Raw genomic sequence first — 19,632 nt, 5'->3', positions numbered from 1 at the left:
CTTGGCAAGCACAACGCCCCTGCAGGCCAAACCGGCGCTTTAACTCGGGATCAACGTTTGCTTGACCTCATTGGTGAAGCTGACTCCGCCATCCAAGGCGGTGTACTGCACTTGAATAAGTACATCATTAAGCGCGTCCAACGACGCTTTTTGTGCAGGATCAGCGGGCAATTTTTTACCATCAATCGTTTCCTCCACCGCACGCGGGAAAGTCAGCATCCAACTGGACACCGCGCCGGTCCCCTCAAACGGCAAATAGCGCCCATCCTGCACAAGCAGCGCAAACGTGCCGCTGTCATCCAAGCCCGAGGACAGCGCAATCTGTTGGCTTGGCCGCAAGTTATTCACGACATGTGTGCCACTGCCACTTGCGTTATCGTTTAAATATTTGACACCGTCGATATCCGGTTGTAACAGCGTTTGGCTGCGCGTTTGGGTCAGCAATGCCCGTACATCTTGATAAGGGCCGGTCAGCGTAGGCAGCGTGACACTAACCTGTTGTAAGCAACGCGCATAATGGCCCGGATAATGGGTGTCAAAGTCCTGTTCCGACAACGTGAACTCAAACTTACCTTGCGCTTTTTGCGTGTCAAATTTATCGTCTAGCAGCGTCTTAAGCGAAAAGGTCCGGGTGATATTGAGCCGACGATCATTGCGCGCCAAATAGGCAGACTCCATTCGATGCAGGCTGAGCGACAACGTCTCGCCGACCAGCAACCCACGGTAACTATCGTTCCACGCGTTAGTCGGAACCCAATATGTGCTGAAATCCCCCAATTCATATTGCCAGCACGCCTGCACGTTCATGCACAGTGACAGTACCGCATCGTACGCTTGGTAATATAGTGCTGAGAGTTGACTGGTCAACCACTGATACAGGCTTGCTTGCGTAAAGCGAGAACTCATAAAATCGAGCATCGCCTGTTGTTGAGCCTGCTGCGTATGGGCTTGGTCAATCACCGTTTGAGCGGCTTTTTGCCGTATTGCGAGCGCCTGCAGTTGTTTGTCGATCACCTGGGATTCTAACTGCGCTTGTTCATACTGAAGTCGCCAGTCGTCGCGCCGTCGCCGGTACGCTTCGCTTTGCGCGAGACGGGCGGCTTTCCCTTCCATCGCGGTGCGTGCCACACTCATGCCAAGCGAGACGGCCTGCGTCGCCGCGCCCCAACGGGAACCGCCATTGGCCAGACCAAAAACGTTCGGCGCCATATCGAGGCCGCCAGCAACCGCATACATTGCTGCTTCGCTCACGGACATATCACTGACGGCATTTTGCAGATCCATCGATTCTTGCTCGGCGCGACTGATATTGTCGTTATAGCTATCCAAATAGTATTGGTAGCGCTGATCCGCCAGCGTCTTTTGGGCCTGTAGCGTGTCGACATCGGCTTTGAGCGCATCCAGCTCTTGCTGCTGCAAGCTGATCGTGAAGTTGGACAGGTCTACCAAGTGTTGTTGGCTCAGTTCCAGCTGATGGGCATTTTCACCACGCTCCAGCACGCTGAGCAGCGTATTGCCAAACTGGCTGAGCATATCGACCGCGCGGTACGCCGTCGGCAGCAGCGATTGAAAACGATATGGCAGAATAATTTGACTAGCGCCATTGGCGCTGTTACCCAGCGAGCCCGCTTGGGCACGCTGCGTCAACAGCGCCAATGGATCAGCAGGCGTCGCAAACAGTGGCAGGCTGAGCGGCTTGCCATCCAGGGTTAAGCTATGACGCAGGTTGTACAGCCGTGCCTCGAGCATTTGCCAATACGTGAGCAATTGCGTATTGAGCGGCGGGCGAAAGTTCGGGTTGTCTAATATACTGAGCAGACTCAGATTTCGCGCCGGCAGTGCCAACCAGCGAACGTCCGATTCGTGCTCCAATTCACGCACCGCCGCGTGTTTTTGGTTCGCGAGGGCCTGCAACGTATTGGGCGTCCAACGGCTGCTCATCGAGACCGTGGGCGACGGTCCCATCAGCTCCCGTGCCTGATCATAAAATACGCGGGCGGCCGTCAGTCCATCGGGCGTGAGCAGCCGATACGCATTGTCACCCGTCGCAATGAGCGTGCGCACATAGGCCATAAATACCGCTTTTTGATAAATAACCGGATCGGCATACGCTTGCGCATCCGGATTGAGTGCATCGCGCATCAAAAAGCTGGCCGTCGATACATCTGCATCCTCAGGTGGACACAGCGGATAGACGTTCCAATAGTCGGGTGCCGTGATACCGGTAACCGCATCGGTGTTTTTATCTTTGGCCGCCGGATCGAAGATATAGTGCAGCCAGTGCTGCGCGTCGGTGTTTTGATTCTCGCTACTAAAGCGCGTGGCGACCAAGTACGGCACATGGAAAAACAGCTCCCAAAAATACAGGCCGTTGGCACTTGTAAAATCCATCGGCTGCAGATGGCCGTTGGGTGCACTACTGTCGACACGTAATTGCGGTTCTTGCGGCATTGCTTGAGTCGTATAGTGCAGCAGCGTGCCCAAACTAACATTGGCCCGGCGAATCAATTCGCGCACAAAAGTCGTATTGAGCCGGGTGTCGGGCAGGGGGAAACCGCCATCCTCCGCCTTATTACCGTTAAACGTAATGAATTGGACGTTACCTTGCTGGCTGTCATAACGCGTGCACAGCTGAGGAACCTGATCCGGTGTGTTCACCGACACCAGTTCAACTTGCACTGACCATGTTTGATAGGCACTACCGACACTGCCAGAAGACGGGGTGCGCACCAGTTCATTGCGCAGATGGTAAGTGATATTTCCTTGCTCCGGGAAGTCCTCGCTGCTGATCGAATGCGTGGCGGCACAGTTGTCTGTCGGTTGCAACACGTAGCGTTGCATAGTGGTGTTGCTCGCCACCACACTCTTTTCCGTACCACCTTGAACCGTATAGATAGATAATTTATGCTGGAAGCGATATGTGACACTGACTTTATTGGCATTTCTGTTGATACCATAGGTTAAGTGATACGAATCCCAATAACCATTCTCCGGACCAATAGAAAAAAATATTTCAGTGGCAGGTTTGTCATAAAATGAAATCTGCTTTCCATGCAGATCCAATGTTTTTGAGGTGGGCGTACTCCCTTTGAAGGCGATGTTGTGTGAACTATCGGCCACCAATCTCCAACTATACCACCAACCCATGTAAGTTGGAAGAGTGGCAGTACTATATTTATAAACACCAGCCGGAATATCCACATTCCCATAAGTATCATCGTATTTAATTTTTGTATCATAAAAACGGTAAGACGACCCGTCAAAGCTAAATTTGATCGACCGACTCGCGTCGCCCGCTGTCAAATGATAACGCATTCGATTACTTGTGCTTCCGGTTGGCGTCTGGTCACCACTAGGAAACACATACAGGCTTTTCCATACGCCTCCATCGCGCGTTTCATCGGGGCATCGACCTAGTTCAGCACCAACTTGCAGCGTCAGTCCGTCACTCGCAATTGACAACGAAGGTGTGGCCAAAGCCCCCGGCCAGTTGCTAGGAATACCTGAATCGTAATGCGAGGTTTTCTTTTGGATTGACCCAGCGACAATTTGGTATTTTTTACCCTGCAAATTATATTGCAACGACTGATAGCGAATACCATCTTTGACAGCACCCTGCTGATAGATCAAAAAATCTGATTTAACGTTATCGCCGGTTGTTTTTATACTGATAAAGGATGTATCACAGAACAAAAACGCCGATTGATCAGGAATTTTATTCTGCTCACCTTCATACACAAACAAGCCAATAAACAGGTTGCCTTCTGGACGCGTGCTGCCGGTCACGCCGCGGCTAAAATCCACGATCGCCACAGTATCAACCTTAGTTAATTCAAAATCGGTACCTTCCTTAATCTCCAGCACACCGCCTGTCAAAACAAAAGAATTTCCCCTGTCGTCGAACCCTTGCAGCTCAGCTATATTCGGCGCGGACCAGGTGCCGTCATAACGCAAATATCCGTAATGCACGCGGTAGGCATGCACTTCCGGCGTGACGTCGGTGCCGTCGCTCTTCTTCTTCGGCGTGGGGTCCCGTTCAACCCAGCTAACGTACAACCGGTTATTGAAGAATACCGGCCGCACAGTCCAACTGAGCACATTGCTGCTATTCAGTGGTAAGGTGATCGCTCGCCAATCATTCCAACAATTTGGCGTAATCTGCGGATGCTCGGCCGTGCCGCCGTTTTTACTCAAATCCATGCTGCGCCAGTAATAGCTATGCGGCTCCGCAGCGGTTCGACCGATAAAGTAATAAGTCCCTTTGCCAAAATCGGTTTGGCTGCAACAGCCGTTGATCACCAACAGATTGCTGACCGCCTCGAACTCGTTCAAGTAGCTGAGCACCGCGTCCTGCACGCGGTCAGCGTTGAGTCGATTTTGGTTTAGGGAATTTTCCAGCTCTTCAAAGAAGTGACTTTTGTCCTGACGCGTGGACGGTAAAATATAGTTTTCCGGATAGTCACTAACCTGCTGACTAGCTGACCAGCGCGCATACTGGCTATCGATCTCCCGCCATGATGCGATATCGTCTTGCGACATTGGGTTAAAGCCTAGCTCCTGATTCAACGCAATGCGGTATAGGTACTGCTGCAGGCTCGCGATTGCCTGCGCGACACGGCTAGTTTCGACCTCTTCGCTCACTGCGGTATCAATGAGCAAATATTGATACAGATCGTCTTGGGTCACCGCTTGATCGCCTACACCCGGCAGCGTCGGCGCAACATAACCCCGATAATAGGCTTGTAGCGCATCGCGTCGGGATTCATTGAGCCGTTTGGCAAGCGCATTTTGCATGATGGTGATCCTTTGCTTAAGATAAAGCGGTCTTGATGCACACAGGTTCAGTGCCAGCTGGTGTGATTGGGGAATCGGTCAGTCGCTCTCACTTGGCTAATGCATGGCCGTCGTGACCTGTTCACTGGCGGCGGCTACTGCCTGTCCTAGTCGCTGCCAGCTCGCGTAGTCACTGTTGGTACGAATGCTGATCGTTGAAGTCAATGACGCAACCGCCAAGCCCGTTTGCTGCGACAAGCGGTATAAGCGTAAGATCGTTGCAATTTGCGGTATGGTGCGCGCTGGCGTATCGGCATCACCCATCACATAGGCCGCTGCAGCTTGCACTTCACTGGCCTGCCAACCCAGTAAAGTTGCCAGCAGCGGGGCGGCATCTTGCGCCGACGGTGGCGCGTCGCTGTTGACCCGCCCCAGATATGCAAGCAGATCGTTCTCGGTGTGCGACGTGTGATGCAACCAGTCGCGATAACAACCGAGGTGATACAGTGTCGCAAAGCTTAGCGTCGTGAGGTTCGGTTCGCACTCGCCAAACCAGCCAGGCTGCGCCAAGTAGCTGTTTAACATCGCCGCACTCAGCTCAAAACAGGCGGCTAGCTGTGCGCCGCGCGATAGCATCGCGAGTAGCTTCAGGTAAGTATCGGTAATTTGCTGTGGGCAGGTCACCGACTTTTGAGCCAAGGTTTGATTTAAAAACTCACAGGGCGTACTGCCAGCCCATTGCACAAGCGGCCGCACCAGCGCTTGCGGCACCGCCAGCAATTGGGCCAATGTGCTCGCCAGGATACCGTGCTGCGACTGCTGCGCGTTATAAAGTAATGCACTCAGTGCGGTCGTGGCCTGCGCCTGACTGTCCTTATTCAGTGCTTGCGCCATGACAACGGTCTGCACGGCTGCTGTGATACTGTCTTGCGAAACCGTGTCCGCATTGTCTTGTACTAGCCCCTGTGCATCAACCAAATTGGCTTGTTGCATCAGCGTTGCCCAATCCAGCGCCACGCCCTCAGTATCCGTTGTTGGCGCACCCGATTGAGCATAACGGGTGGGTGTCACGACACTGTGACTGATACCTTGGCTCAGCTGCTGAATCAAGTCTAACTGACGTTGATTACCCATTTGCGGCGGCACAGGCAACAGCCATGCAGCGCATTGTGCCACGCTCACCTCCTGCGCGTGCAACCAGTCAGTCGCGATGGACAGCAGCATCAGCCCATCGAGTATGTCATTAGCTTGCGGTCGGCCGTTATTATCCAATACCGCAATCGCGGGTACACCTGCCAACTGCGCAAGCAACGAGCAGTCATCGCCTAACCACTTGGCCTGATCTAGTAAGCGAATGAACGCCAAACCACTTGCAATGGTCAGCCCCAACCAACGCGGAATGCTAGCCAGCCGGTACAGCGCGGAGACGGCATTTAAGCTATTGGGAAAGGTATGATTAGCTTGATTGCCTTGATACTGAGCAACAAGGTCCACCAGCAGCAAAAACTCCGCATCGGTGAGCTTTAAACCCGCTGCCAATTGCTTGACAATACGTGCGTCCCGCTCCTTATCCACAGTGGTGGCCGTCGCCGTATAATCTACGTTTTCCCAGTCCAGCGTGTACGATTGGTCAAATAGCTGTTTGCTGTTAAATAAGCGGTCCAACATGGGCACATTGGGAGTAATCGCATACGGTGTGATTTGATGCACGACGGCGGCGAACTGTTCGGCCGTAACGCCGTAACGCTGCTGGTAATGACGAAAGACCCCAAGCAGCCGCAACGTATTTGTGTTTGTGTACAGTCCCAAATTGCCATCCGCTTGAAGCGGATCGACACCTTCGGCACGCATGCCGGCTGAGATAAAATAATCCAGTTGGTCAAATGGCAAGTCCAATGCACGCTGCATGCGAATCAGACGGTTCAATCGATCCAGACGGTCATCGGTCAAACCAGTGAGTGTAAGATTACCATCTTTATCCTCTACCATTTCAATCGCTGGTCTTTTACCCGCATGTAGGTAGACGGCACCATAATGGTAAGGCATATGAGGGGTTTGATCGGTCTTTCCGTTAGTGAAGATTGCATTACGAACCACAATATGGGGCGACACTATCACAGTATCGCCACCGACTCGCGTGCACAGCGCGCGTTCTAGATCCGCCACGCTTAAGCCCGTGTGACAGGTCAGCTGGTTGACGTTGCTGAGATAGGTTGCATGATTGTGATGGATCGGTGTTGGGTTGACCCCAAAGTGATTCTGGTAAAAATCAACTTGATCCGATGTGTAGAAAACAGGATTATCGTTGCCATCTAATATCAACGTGAAACTGATCTCGGCATAATATTTTCTAGGCGACCATGTCTGCATACGGATAAAGAAATCGGCACGCAGCGGGTTAGCCTTCAGATCTAATTCCGCATTGTCTTCATCGCGGTACTGCAATATAGGGTAGCGCTTATATGGAGCAGCTTGAGTAGACACTGCATTATTAATAGCCCAATAGTAATATTCTTTATTTTGCCCAGTCAGCACAACGTGACGATCGCTTATAGCCTTTAATTTTAATGTTGCAAAATCATTAAATTCGTTATTCCAAATTAAAGTATCCGGTCCATCAAGCACAGCACCTTGCAATGGCGTGACATAAGCATGGTTATTAAGATTTGACCACGGATCAATCTCTGCCGTGGAGTAAAGATCACTTCCCCATTTAGCAGCAAGTTGTGCCAACGTCAGCATATGAGTACTAAAATAAGGTGCAGCAGTGATCAACGTTTGTAATGGCGGCGCTAATGGACTCGCAAGTCGCATCGCCTCCATTCTTGCTGTGGTGTCGGCAGGCGCGACAGGGGCGATAAAGTAAGGCCACGCAGTATCGACCCGCTGCATCACCTCCGTGAGCGACATGCCGCTCACGGCGAATCCTTCGATGGTTTGCTGATGCGCAAAATGGTATGGCAGCTGGTTCGGATAGTAAGTCTCTGCCAACGTTTCATCGACCGTTTTTCCGTCCGGCACCGTGTCCTCAATCGCACGGCTCAACACCGTATTGACCAGTGTCAGTTCGGGTAACCGCTGGTTCAAACTGTCGTTATCCACGATCAGCTCTGGAATATCGGGGCGGCGCTTTGCCAGTGAGTTGATCGCGTCGGGCTGAGGCGCGTTTCGTTCTTGATTCATCGCCAAGTGATACAGCGACACGAGATAGGCTGCCGGTGACGTATTCGCTTCGATGGCGTCTACCGCACTCATCTGCCCCCAGTCTAAGCGGAACTGCTCGTCATAGCTGGGACCGGGACCAGAAAACGGCCCAAAGGTTTGCTGCACCAGGCGCGTCAAGCGCCGCTGACGAAACCGGAACGCCACTTGCTGCGCATAGCCGACTGTTTGGTCATAACAGGCACGGGCGGCCTTAGGGCCGAGCTGCTCGCGATGTTCACGGACAAACTGCTCCCGCGTCACACGCGCCACATCAAAGACAGACTGGTAGCCCAGTTCAGCAAGTCGCCCCGCCGTCTTGTAGCGTGCTTCAAGCACATTGATTAGCGGGCTGATTTTTTGATTCATATCCACTCCTGACATGGGTCAAAGATTGTGTCACGGCCTTCTGGTTTGGAAAACTAATCATTTTCCTTGGAACCATGCCAATTTCCAATTCGGATGCTACACGTGAGCGATTTCGACATCCTAATGCCATCGCAAAATCGACGCAGACAGCGTAGCAAATCTTATTTGCCATGTTGTCCTTATCACTTCGCTATCAATGGATCGCTACTCTTGAATAGGACCGCATTACATTCTCCGCCGTCCAATAGAGCGCGCTACGCCAGGCCTCAAACGGCGGCACTCAACCCATGCTGCCGCTGGATGCAAGACCGTGCCCTGACGCGCCACGTGCTCAAAGCGACACTGTCTTGCCGTACGCTAAGTGGGCAAAGTCGGAAACAGAATAAAATAGAAAAAGTAGACGTGGCACGCAGACGCGAGGCCATTGTGTTTAAGCTGGGGTACTTCTTCATTTTCCCTCCAGACATCATTTGTATTCAGCAAAAACAGCTAATGCGATGCACCCGTTCGCTGACAGATCACTTCATCGTTTGCTGCTGCTCACAACGCGTTCAAGCGTTGTGCTCCACTGCCATATGCCGCTTCGGCACTTAAGGTAACGACAACTATAAAGCACTAACCCGAAAGCATCCAAGCACATTCCCTTTATTCAATGCGACAAATTGCCGTGAGTACCGCCAAGCGTTGACCTGCAGAGGCCGGGCTACCTCACAGAAAAACACGGCTGCGCGTCAGGGGCCCCTCGCACAATCGCATGATATGAAACGGCTCGATTGTCTCGCCCATCATTGAATCGCCATTGCTCTACGCCACGATAATTCAGCAGCAGCGCTGAATCCGACCGCCGCACAGTAACGATCACCGCACCATGCACAATCAGGCAGTCGTCGCTTTGCTGCTCAGTACCGGCGTTACCTTCGTCGAGTCGCGCGGTGCGCGCAGCGTCACAATCTCACCAGCTAACGTGCCCGTGCTCGCCCGATGACGCTTTTGACTGACGCGAGCCACATAAATAACCCAGCGCGCACCATCTCGAGCTAACGCCTCGTTTAGCTCATCGGGCATTCTGGTACGGGAGCGCAGGCCTGCCCGCCGCGTCGATGATGCACGACATGGCCATCACCGTGAGCCGAATCGTGTCTCGCTACGGTGGCTAAATAGCTGGATCGAGATCGCGCCGTGCTTTATCTAGCATGTGGTCAACGCCGATGATGTCCACGCGTGGACAACCGTGCTGGTGATGATGACAGGCAGGAACCGGATGCGGACCACGTGTCCCACAGACGTGTAAACTGCTGTCTTTTTGACTCTGGTGGTATGGTGCAAGTCCCCCGGCCAACGGCGTCCGGCGCCCCGACGCTCGTTCGTCTGCTTGCGCGGCTCGCGCAACTCGATGTAGCCGAATCTGGACAATCGTTGCCGGACCAATTGAGCCAATGGCTCGGCTGGACCGACGCCATTGCGTTGTCAACCGCGCTCAACGCCAATGCGCATGGCGCCGCATCGGACGCGGCCGGCGTGGCGGACGTGGGCAATGACGCGTCGGCGCATACTGCCACCGTGCGCACGTCGTTGATCCGCCGCATCGATGCAGCTTGCGGCTTCGCCACTGGAGCGCGCCACGCAGCCAAGCCCGCAGCGCTGCGCGGGGCGAGCAGCGACGCCGTGCCCGACTACGCCGATTTTCGTCACCGCTACGTCGGCGTGCAGCACGCGATGGCAACAGATATCGGTGCGCTGCGGGGGCGGCTACGCACAATGCTGGCGACGCGCGCGCCGGATATGGCGCGGCTGTGCGCCGTCGATACCGTCATGGAGCAGGCACTAGCAACACGCGAGCATCACCTGCTGGCCAACGTGCCCGCGTTGCTCGGCGCGCATTTTGCCCGCTTGCGCGACGCCGCGTCTCTCCCCGCGCCGCCGGCACAGACGCACGTGCCACAGCAAGCGTGCACGCAAGTTCCACTTCAAACTGACGCACCGACGCCTGCGGGTGCGCCTGGCAGCTGGCTGGACGTATTTCGCAACGACATGCGCAGCGTGCTGATCGCCGAACTCGACGTCCGGTTCCAACCGGTGCAGGGACTGCTGTCGGCCTACCGTACCTGCTAACCAACCTGCTATGACCCGCTTTCACCTTAACGTTGTTGTCTTCCTGGCCGGCCTGGCCATCGTATGCTGGATCGGCGCCGGCTACTTCGGCGCCAACCCGCTGGCCTTGGCCGTCACGCTGCTGATCGGTGGCGGTTATCTTGCAGGCGCTTTGGAATTGCGCCGCTACCAACAGGCCAGTGCCACGTTGATGCGCGCCGTAGCCGGCCTATCCGCCCCCCCGCCGACGCTGGAGGTCTGGCTGGCACAGTTGCATCCCGACTTGCGCAGTGCGGTGCGACTGCGGCTGGACGGTCAGCGGGTCGCGTTGCCGGCTCCGGTGCTGACACCCTACCTGGTGGGATTGCTGGTGCTGCTCGGCATGCTGGGTACCCTGCTAGGCATGGTAACGACGCTGCGTGGCACCGGCGCCGCACTGCAAAGCGCGACCGATTTGGGCGCCATCCGGGCGTCGCTTGCCGCGCCGGTCAGCGGACTGGGCTTTGCGTTCGGCACATCGATCGCAGGCGTGGCGGCATCCGCCATGCTGGGCCTGCTTTCCGCTCTGTGCCGACGCGAGCGCGTCAACGCCGCGCAGCAACTCGATACGGCCATCGCGACGACATTGCGGGCCCATTCGAGCGCTCACCAGCGTGAGACGACTTTTCAGATCTTGCAGCGGCAAGCCGATGCGATGCCTGCACTGGTCGACCGGCTGCAAACAATGATCACGCACATCGAGCGGCAGACACGAACGTTGAGCGAGCAACAACTCGCCGGGCAGCAAGCGTTCCTCGACCGGGTCGAGCACGCGCACGCGCGCCTGACCTCATCCGTGACGCAATCGCTGACAGAATGCGTGGCCGACAGCGCCCGCGCCGCGGGCACGGCGCTGCAGCCGGTCGTCCAGGCGACGATGGCTAGCCTGGCGCGCGATACGGCGTCGCTGCACGATACCGTCGCCGGCGCCGTGCAGCAGCAGTTGCATGCGCTATCCGCGAGCCTGGACGCGACCACGCGCGATGTAGCGACGGTCTGGAGTGAGGCGTTGGCCGACCATCGGCAGTCCAATGACGCGCTGCTCAAGCACCTTCGCGTCTCGGCGGACCAATTCGCAAAGGCGGCCGAACAACGCGCCGCGACCCTGTTGCAGACGCTGTCGGCACGCCTGGAAGCCAACGTGGCGACGCTTGCCCAGACTTGTCAGCAGACGCTAACCCGGCAGGAGCAGGCCGCGGAGCAACGCGCCGCGGACCATCAACGCGCGCTCGAAGCGGCCGTTGCGACGCTCGCGCAGCGCTCAATGGCGTCGCTGGATGCAATGGAACAATCGCAGGCGCGGCTGCGCGCCGAACTGCAATCGCAGGACGAACACCGACTGGACACCTGGACCACGACACTGACGTCGATGGCCGCCACGTTGCGCCACCAATGGGAGGAAGCCGGCACGCACGCCGCCGCGCAGCAGCAACACATCTGCGACACGCTGGCGCGTACAGCGCAACAGATCTCGGCGCAAGCCAACGAGCAGGCCAATAAGACGATCGCAGAGATCGGCAAGCTCGTGCAAGCCGCGTCGCAGGCGCCGCTGGCCGCAGCGCAGGTGATCGCCGAGCTGCGCCAGCAACTGTCCGATAGCCTCGAGCGCGACACAGCGGTTCTGCAGGAACGCGGCCGAGTACTCGAAACGCTGGCGACGCTACTCGACGCGGTCAACCATGCGTCCAATGAGCAGCGCTCGGCCATCGACGCACTGGTCTCGACATCGGCAAGCTTGCTGGAGCGCGTCGGCAACCGGTTCACCGACGAGGTCCGGGCCAGCACGCAGCAGGTGGAGGCCGCCGCGACGCAACTCACCAGCAGCGCGGTCGAGGTGGCCAGCTTGGGCGAGGCGTTCGGCGCAGCGGCCCAGTCCTTTGGCGCGTCCAACGATACGCTGGTTGAGCATCTACAGCGCATCGAAGCGGCGCTGGACAAGTCGCTCGCGCGCAGTGACGAGCAACTCGCCTACTACGTCGCGCAGGCGCGGGAAGTCATTGACTTAAGCATGATGTCGCAGAAACAGATTATCGAGGAGTTGCAACAACTCGCCATGCAGCGGGCGCGTGCTGGAGCCGAAGCGCCATGAACGACAACATCGACGGCGACGTGGAAGCGGCGGCGCCCATCTGGGCCGCGTTTGCCGACTTGATGTCGGTATTGCTGGGGGCGTTCGTGCTGATCCTGGTCGGCGTCATCGGCATGCAACTGCAACTGTCGTCCAAGCTCGAGAACGAAGTTCGACAGCGGCAAATGGAAACACAGCGCCGCAAGACGCTGGAACAGGCATTGGCCGGGCCACTGGCCGCCGGACGCGTGACGCTGGTGAATGGCCGTATCGGCATCAGCGGCAGCGTACTATTCGCACTGAATTCGGATCAGTTGCAGCCCGAAGGCCGCGAGCTGTTGAAAAGTCTCGCCAATCCGCTTCGCTCGTACCTTAGCGCCCGTGACGAGATCCTAATGGTGAGCGGTTTCGCCGATGACCAGCAGGTCCGCGCGGGCAATCGTCGCTTCGCCGATAACTGGGACCTGTCGGCACAGCGCGCGTTGACGGTGACGCGCGCCTTCATCTCGGAAGGCGTGCCGGCCTCATCAGTGTTCGCCGCCGCGTTCGGCTCTGAACAACCGGTGAGCTCGAATGCTGACGACGCTGGACGGGCCCGCAACCGGCGCGTGGAGATCGCCGCGGTGCCGAGGCTGCCCGCCATCAACGGTGAACGCCGTGAACCATAGCGAAACGCATGCGCGGGCCCGGCTTGACGCATGGCGAGCATCCGGCGCCGATCGGCTGGACCCGGTACGCTTCCGCTTTATCGACGCACTGGAGCGGCGCACGGCCGGGCATGTCGGCGCGGTGCGACACCGCCTGGAGCGCCGGCTTGGCGAGTTACTGGATGCGTATGCCGCTGATCTCGAGCGGGCGGATCCCTGCTGCGGCAACGCAGCTGCCAAAACGGCATCACGCGAGCCCGGGGGCCCTACGCTCGCGGCGTTGCTCGACTACATCGCCGCGCGCAAACACGCGCACGGCGATGCCGGCGCCACTGCCGCTGCGCCGCACCCCGTGTCCGATCCGGAGCCGGCAACGCTGGAGTATTTCAGAAAGACCTGGGCCAGGGTCCGCATTGAAAAGCAGCTTCGGCAATCGCTAAACCAAGTGCCGAGAAATGCCGGTCCGCTCAATTCCAGCAGTCTCGTGCATCGGTCGCTTTTGTTGATGCGCGAATTGTCGCCCGGGTATCTACAGCAGTTCCTCGCGTACGCAGACACATTATCGTGGATGGAGCAATGGAATAGCGGAAGCCCGGCATCGGTCAAGGACACCGCGCGTGCCGCCGTTGCCCGCAAGAGTGCCAGAAGCAAATCGCGCTGAAGCGGCGTGCCGTTTCGCGCCTTGTGGGGCGCCGCGCGCCGTCCATCGACAGACGCGAGTCGCACCAGTACACGCGTCGTTTGCTGCCCATCAGCCGCCCCGAGTTCGCCCCGCCCGCCGACATTATCCTCGCGCAGGTTACGACTGCGCTCCTGCGCGCGCCAGCCTCGTTCCGCCAGTTCGTCGATGGTCAGCAGTGCATCGTCGCGCGGCGGGCACGGGTATTGCACTCGGCCAGGCACGCAACAAAAACGGCGGCGGGCGCGGCTTGGTAGCGCGCCACCCGACCTCGGACATCGTCCCCGACTCAACGACTCATGACGGAACACATCGACCCACAACGCAACCCGCGCCGACGCAGCGGTCCAACCTCCTCATCACGATCCCGACAAGCGCCGATCAAGTTTGCGCAAGCCATCCATGCGCTGGCGCGGCACGGCGATCCCGCGGTGGGTAACGTGACGTTCGTGCTCGGCGCCGGGTTCTCCCACGCATGGGACACTCGCTATCCGACCGGCGCCGATTTATTCGACTTTACCGATGACGACTGGACGAGCGAGTCTCCATTCTTGGAAGACTTTCTGCGTATGACGCAGATCGATCGCACTGTCGGGCTAAACCGATCCGCGTTTCTCGACATCGTCTATCAGGTAGGCATGTTGAAAAAGTATCCGCTGATCCGCAACCGATACGTCGATGAGTTTTATCTGGAACTGGTCGAGCGAGAATTGCGCTATGCGGTGCTTCGCAAGTTCCACCAGCACACCACGCCTCCCACCCTAGTCGGCGACATGCTTTCGTTCGGCCAGCCGCTCAGCGACGCACAGACAGCGATCAGTTCGCTGTTTGCCGCGCTGCAGGAGCACGCGGGCGCGGCGTCGACTGGCGAGCGGCCCGCACCCCGCATCGGCGTGAATTTCCTGACGACGAACTACGACTTTGTCATTGAGGCGATGGTAGACACAGCGCTCCGACGTGCCCATTCGCGCGAGTTGTATCGAGGCTTCACGCCGTCCGCGTGGTGCGGTGAGATGGACAGGCGTGCGGTAGCGGTGCCCTTTGCAGGCGGTCATCTGCTGAAACTCAATGGGGGGTTTGAGATCTATCGGCATGACGGTCATTTTGAAGTCGACTATCGTCGCCGCGACACGCAGATACTGCGCAGCAACCCGCCGGATATCATGCTGCCCTCGCGCGCCCAGGACTACGACCAACCCTATTTCCAGGCGTTGTTCCCGAAGGCCGTGCGGCTGCTGCGCGAGTCCCGGATCGTCGTGCTGGTCGGCTACAGTTTCCCCGATGAGGACGCACTGGTGCGACTGCTGCTGCGTCAATTCGCCGAGGCGCCCACCGATGGACGCCAGCGTGCGCTGTACTACATCGATCTCAATGACGTTCAGACACAGCTTGATCATGCAAGAAGCGTCTTTCCCCATGCCAGCGTGTCCGGAGGCCTCGCGGTATTGCCGTGGCGGGGCAGTTTCAGCGAATGGTGCAGTATTGCCGTTCGCTCACTATGATAAAGCCGACGTGCCCCGCACCCGGCGCGCGAGACCCGCTGCCGTCCGGCAGTATCGCACGGCCTGCAGCTGCGAAGCGTGCCCGCCGAAGCGGCACCGTCTGAGCCCTACCATACGTCAACGACCACACGGCGCCGGCGCGTGGCACGGTTCTATTAGGCTTGGCTAGCCTGCGGATTGCCGACCTTCTCGGCAAACTGCGTCAGCTTCTGATCGGTCGCCTTCTCCTCTTCAAGCGTCGCCTTGAGCAACGGCACCGCGTCGTCCTTACCGAGCTGTTTCGCGAGCGCGCACAGCGTGCCGTAAGACGCAATCTCATAGTGCTCTACTTTCTGGGCTGCACCGATCAGCCCCGCATCGAGCACGGGCCCCTTCCCGATTTCGTCCAGCAGTTCCGTGCCTTCCTCGATTAGCCCCTCCATTGCTACGCATTTGATCCGTTTCAGCTTGATGCCGCATTTCTCGACCACCTGATCGATGCGCTCGACCTGCTCATGCGTTTCCTGCAAATGCGTCTCGAAGGCCTGTGCAAGTTCAGGATTCGTGCTGGCGCGCGCTAGCTTGCCAAGTGCGCGTGTCAATTGCTTCTCTGCACTGTAGATCTCAGATAACGAATGGATAAACAGGTCTTCCAAGGTCTTGCGTGCCATCGTGAACCTCCTTCGTCGAAGTTTAAAAAACGACGCCGGACGGGTGTGGTTGCGCCGGCCTCGCTTGCCGCGCAACGCCCGTGCCCGGCCATTGGCTGTACAGCTTCGACAAGGCCGCCGCCGCAACGCCAGCGCCCGCTCACCGCGTTAGGCAGACGCAGTCGGGCACAGCAAATGCATCACGCATGACGCTTTGTGACCAGGAGAGGTTATGGTTTTATCCTCGCTTGCGGCGCTGCCCGTTACCGCTGCGATCCGCGCCGACCACACCCACGTGCTGGCGGCCTTCCATCGCTATCGCCCTGACTCGCCCTGGTGGCGCAAGCGCGCGATCGTTAGCGTCGCATGTACTGCGCTGGAGATCCACACACAGCTTGAAGAGGAAATTCTTTACCCGGCACTCGCACGCGTTGATCCGGATGATGACGTACTGAAAAAAAGCAAGCCCGAGCATGACGCGATACGGCAAACGATGGAACAACTGCGCGGCATGGGACCGGACAATGCGGCTTACGACAGTCTTTTCATGCAACTGATGCGTACCGTGATCCATCACGTCGCCGACGAAGAAACCGTGCTGCTACCGCGTGCCGAACGCGCGCTCGAAGCCGAGTTGGCGAGCCTGGGCGCGGCGATGACACGCCGGCGCGTCCAACTACTCGGAGTGCGCCGGCCGGCGCGCATCGCGCTCGATATGGCTGGCACCTTCCCGGTGGCCACGGCGCTGCTGGGCACGCTGACCGGCATCGCCGTATTGCGCTGCTTTGCACTCCATCGCCCCCGCGGTGCATAGCGAGGTCGATCATGCCAGACGCACCGAACGCCCCGAAATCCAAACGCGCAGCTTACCGCTATGCATCGGGCGGCTGGGGCTCGCTGAAGGCAGTCGCCGAAATGCTTACGAAGGAAAAAGTCGCGCTCAAGGATAGCGGCCTGCTGATCCATCAGAACAAGCCCGATGGCTACATGTGCGTGGGCTGCGCATGGGCAAAGCCAGCGCGGCCGCACTTGGCCGAGTTTTGTGAAAATGGGGCGAAAGCCACCGCGTGGGATATCACGAAAAAGCGCGTGACGCCGGACTTTTTTGACGTTCACACGATAAGCGAGCTGGCCACCTGGCATGACCGCGATTTGGAGGCAGCGGGTCGCCTCACCGCGCCGCTGCGCTACGATCGCGCGCAGGACAAGTACGTCGAAGTGAGCTGGCAGCACGCGTTCAATGAAATCGGCCGCGAATTGCGCGCGCTAAATCCCGCGCGGGTGGTGTTCTACACGTCAGGGCGCGCGTCGCTCGAAACAGCTTACATGCTGCAACTATTCGCGCGTCTTTTCGGCACCAACAATCTGCCGGACAGCTCCAACATGTGTCATGAAAGCAGCAGCGTCGGCCTGAAGGAAGCCATCGGCGTGGGCGTCGGCACCATCACGCTCGAGGACTTTGAAAAGACCGATTTGATGTTCTTCTTCGGACAAAACGTCGGGACCAACAGCCCGCGTATGCTGCATCCGCTGCAGCACGCGCGCAAACGCGGCGTGCCGATCATCACGTTCAACCCACTGCGCGAACCGGGACTGATCCGCTTCGCCAATCCGCAGTCGCCCGTGCAGATGCTCACGCCGGCCAGCACGCCAATCAGCACGCAGTACCATCAGGTCAGAAACGGTGGTGACAGCGCCGCGATCATCGGCATCTGCAAGGCCGTGATCGACGCCGATGATTGGGCACGGCAAAATGGTGCACCGCGGGCGATCGATGTGTCATTTATCGAACAGCATACGACCGGCTACGACGCGTTCGCCGATTACCTGCGCAACACAGCATGGACCGACATTGAGACGGCCAGCGGGTTAACGCGTGACGCGTTGCAGGCAGCGGCCGCCGAGTACATGAAGGCCAACGCGGTGATCGCCCACTACGGAATGGGCCTCACACAACACCGGCTGGGTGTGCAAAACGTGCGTCTGCTATGCAATTTGTTGTTCCTGCGTGGCAACATCGGCAAGCCGGGCGCGGGGCCCTCGCCGGTGCGTGGACACTCGAATGTGCAGGGGCAGCGCACGGTCGGCATCACCGAGAAGCCAGAGCTAGCACCGCTGGACCGGCTCGCCGAGCAGTTCTCGTTCGAGCCACCTCGCGAAAAAGGGCTGAACACCGTCGAAACATTCGAAGCCATGCTCGCCGGCAAAATCGACGCAGTGCTGAACCTCGGCGGCAACCTGGTCCGCTCCGTCCCAGACCGCTCGCGCATCGAGCCGGCCTGGCGCAAACTGCGGCTCACTGTCAACGTCGCCACCAAATTGAACCGCTCCCACCTATTGCCGGGCGAGATGTCCTATGTACTGCCCTGCCTGAGCCGCATCGAAATCGATCGACAGGCAAGCGGCGAACAAGCCGTGTCGATAGAGGACAGCACTGCGTGCATTCATGGCTCCCGTGGCTATGCGCAGCCGGCCAGCGACAAGCTGCGCTCGGAGCCTTACATCGTCGCCGGGATAGCGAAGGCCACGCTGGACCCGTGTGCGGGGCCCGACTGGGACGCGTGGCGCGACAACTATGCGCTGGTGCGCAGCGAGATCGCTAAAACTTATCCGAACATGTTCGAGAACTTCGAGCGGCGCATGGGGCAACCAGGTGGGTTCCCGCGCCCGCTGCCGGCACGCGAGCGGCGCTTTGCCACGGTATCGGGCAAGGCCGAATTCCTCGTACCTGCGGCGCTCGGCGAGGACCTGGATATACCGCAGCGCGAGCCGGATGCGCTGCGGCTCATGACACTGCGCAGCGACAATCAGTTCAACACGACGATTTACGCTCATGACGACCGCTTCCGCGGCATCCAGGACTCACGAATGGTCATCCTAATGAACCCGGAGGACATCCGCCGTCGCAGCCTGCACGAGAACGACATGATTACGCTGCAAACCGTCGCGTACGATGGCATCGAGCGGCGCCTTAGCGGTCTGCGCGTGCACGCCTACGATGTGCCACTCGGCTGCATTGCCGGATACTATCCCGAGTGCAATGTATTGCTGCCGCTGTGGCATCATGCCGAGCACAGCAAGGTGCCGGCCGCGAAGTCGATTCCGGTCAGGATACTGCGCGACGACGGCCACCGCGACATCAATCCATCGGACGACGGCGCGTCGTCTCCTGCATAGCTGGCCGGCAGCAGGGAAACCCGCTCCCTGTTTACACGCGCGCAATGAAAGTGCCGCGCATGGTCAACAACGCCGGTTCAAGCGCCAAACGGGACGACATCGAGATCATCGAAACGGCTCTCGCCGCGCGAGATCGAATCATGCCGCATGGTCGCGCGCGACAGGGTGGACTTCCCATAGCCGGACTCGCCGACGAGGCCAACGGATTCATCTTGTCCAATGGCAAAGGCTACGCCATCGACTGCACGCCAGAACCATGCCGGCGACGGTGCTACTTCGCGCGTTGCGTCATCTCGGACACGGATGACGACATCAACGCAGCAAATAACAGCGTTAGTCTGCTGGCCGTTCACGCCCGGCGGAAGGCCGAGGCCTACCTCCGCGTCATTCCGACTCAGTTCTGGTCCGTGACAAGGGCGAGATAATGAGGCTTTGCGTCGTCACAATCGAACGCTCG

The 19,632-nt window shown here is 58.2% G+C and carries 11 protein-coding genes; 7 read left to right on the top strand and 4 right to left on the bottom strand.

The window, feature by feature from the left end:
- Positions 1-39: 39 nt before the first annotated feature.
- Positions 40-4,794, bottom strand: coding sequence for a neuraminidase-like domain-containing protein (locus tag RA167_RS04930; RefSeq protein ID WP_237574314.1), 4,755 nt, complete (start codon positions 4,792-4,794; stop codon positions 40-42).
- Between the two features lie 96 nt (positions 4,795-4,890).
- Complete coding sequence (locus tag RA167_RS04925; protein WP_076786818.1) at positions 4,891-8,343, bottom strand: Tc toxin subunit A; 3,453 nt, start codon at positions 8,341-8,343, stop codon at positions 4,891-4,893.
- A gap of 1,317 nt (positions 8,344-9,660) precedes the next feature.
- Between RA167_RS04925 and RA167_RS04920 the strand changes: the two genes are divergently transcribed.
- The 5 genes from RA167_RS04920 to RA167_RS04900 all read left to right on the top strand — a co-directional run bounded on the left by RA167_RS04920 (position 9,661) and on the right by RA167_RS04900 (position 15,369).
- Positions 9,661-10,455 (top strand): DUF3348 domain-containing protein, encoded by a 795-nt coding sequence (locus RA167_RS04920; protein ID WP_076786813.1) that lies wholly within the window; start codon positions 9,661-9,663, stop codon positions 10,453-10,455.
- Between the two features lie 10 nt (positions 10,456-10,465).
- Positions 10,466-12,562, top strand: a complete 2,097-nt coding sequence (locus tag RA167_RS04915) for a DUF802 domain-containing protein (RefSeq protein WP_076786811.1) — start codon at positions 10,466-10,468, stop codon at positions 12,560-12,562.
- Positions 12,559-13,209: an OmpA family protein gene (locus tag RA167_RS04910; protein WP_076786809.1), complete on the top strand. Its 651-nt coding sequence runs from the start codon at positions 12,559-12,561 to the stop codon at positions 13,207-13,209. The genes RA167_RS04915 and RA167_RS04910 overlap by 4 nt, the downstream gene beginning before the upstream one ends.
- Entirely contained in the window at positions 13,190-13,849 is a 660-nt protein-coding gene (locus RA167_RS04905; protein WP_076786807.1) for a DUF2894 domain-containing protein, read from the top strand. The genes RA167_RS04910 and RA167_RS04905 overlap by 20 nt, the downstream gene beginning before the upstream one ends.
- Positions 13,850-14,166: 317 nt before the next feature.
- Positions 14,167-15,369, top strand: a complete 1,203-nt coding sequence (locus tag RA167_RS04900; RefSeq protein WP_083706053.1) for an SIR2 family protein — start codon at positions 14,167-14,169, stop codon at positions 15,367-15,369.
- Between the two features lie 155 nt (positions 15,370-15,524).
- Here RA167_RS04900 and RA167_RS04895 read toward each other — a convergent pair whose 3' ends face one another.
- Positions 15,525-16,019 (bottom strand): ferritin-like domain-containing protein, encoded by a 495-nt coding sequence (locus RA167_RS04895; protein ID WP_076786803.1) that lies wholly within the window; start codon positions 16,017-16,019, stop codon positions 15,525-15,527.
- A 211-nt stretch (positions 16,020-16,230) separates the two neighbouring features.
- On the opposite strand from RA167_RS04895, the gene RA167_RS04890 reads away from it, so the two are divergent.
- A complete protein-coding gene (locus RA167_RS04890; protein WP_076786801.1) occupies positions 16,231-16,812 on the top strand; it encodes a hemerythrin domain-containing protein in 582 nt (193 codons plus the stop codon).
- 11 nt (positions 16,813-16,823) lie between these two features.
- Positions 16,824-19,175, top strand: coding sequence for an FdhF/YdeP family oxidoreductase (locus tag RA167_RS04885; RefSeq protein WP_076786799.1), 2,352 nt, complete (start codon positions 16,824-16,826; stop codon positions 19,173-19,175).
- Between the two features lie 77 nt (positions 19,176-19,252).
- Here the strand turns inward: RA167_RS04885 and RA167_RS04880 are convergent, their stop codons facing one another.
- Positions 19,253-19,528: an ATP-binding cassette domain-containing protein gene (locus tag RA167_RS04880; protein WP_076786797.1), complete on the bottom strand. Its 276-nt coding sequence runs from the start codon at positions 19,526-19,528 to the stop codon at positions 19,253-19,255.
- Positions 19,529-19,632: the final 104 nt, after the last annotated feature.

It is taken from the genome of Mycetohabitans endofungorum (assembly GCF_037477895.1).
Classification (GTDB): Bacteria; Pseudomonadota; Gammaproteobacteria; order Burkholderiales; family Burkholderiaceae; genus Mycetohabitans.
Note: the sequence above shows the minus strand (reverse complement) of the source record. Positions and strands in the feature narration are given on the sequence as shown.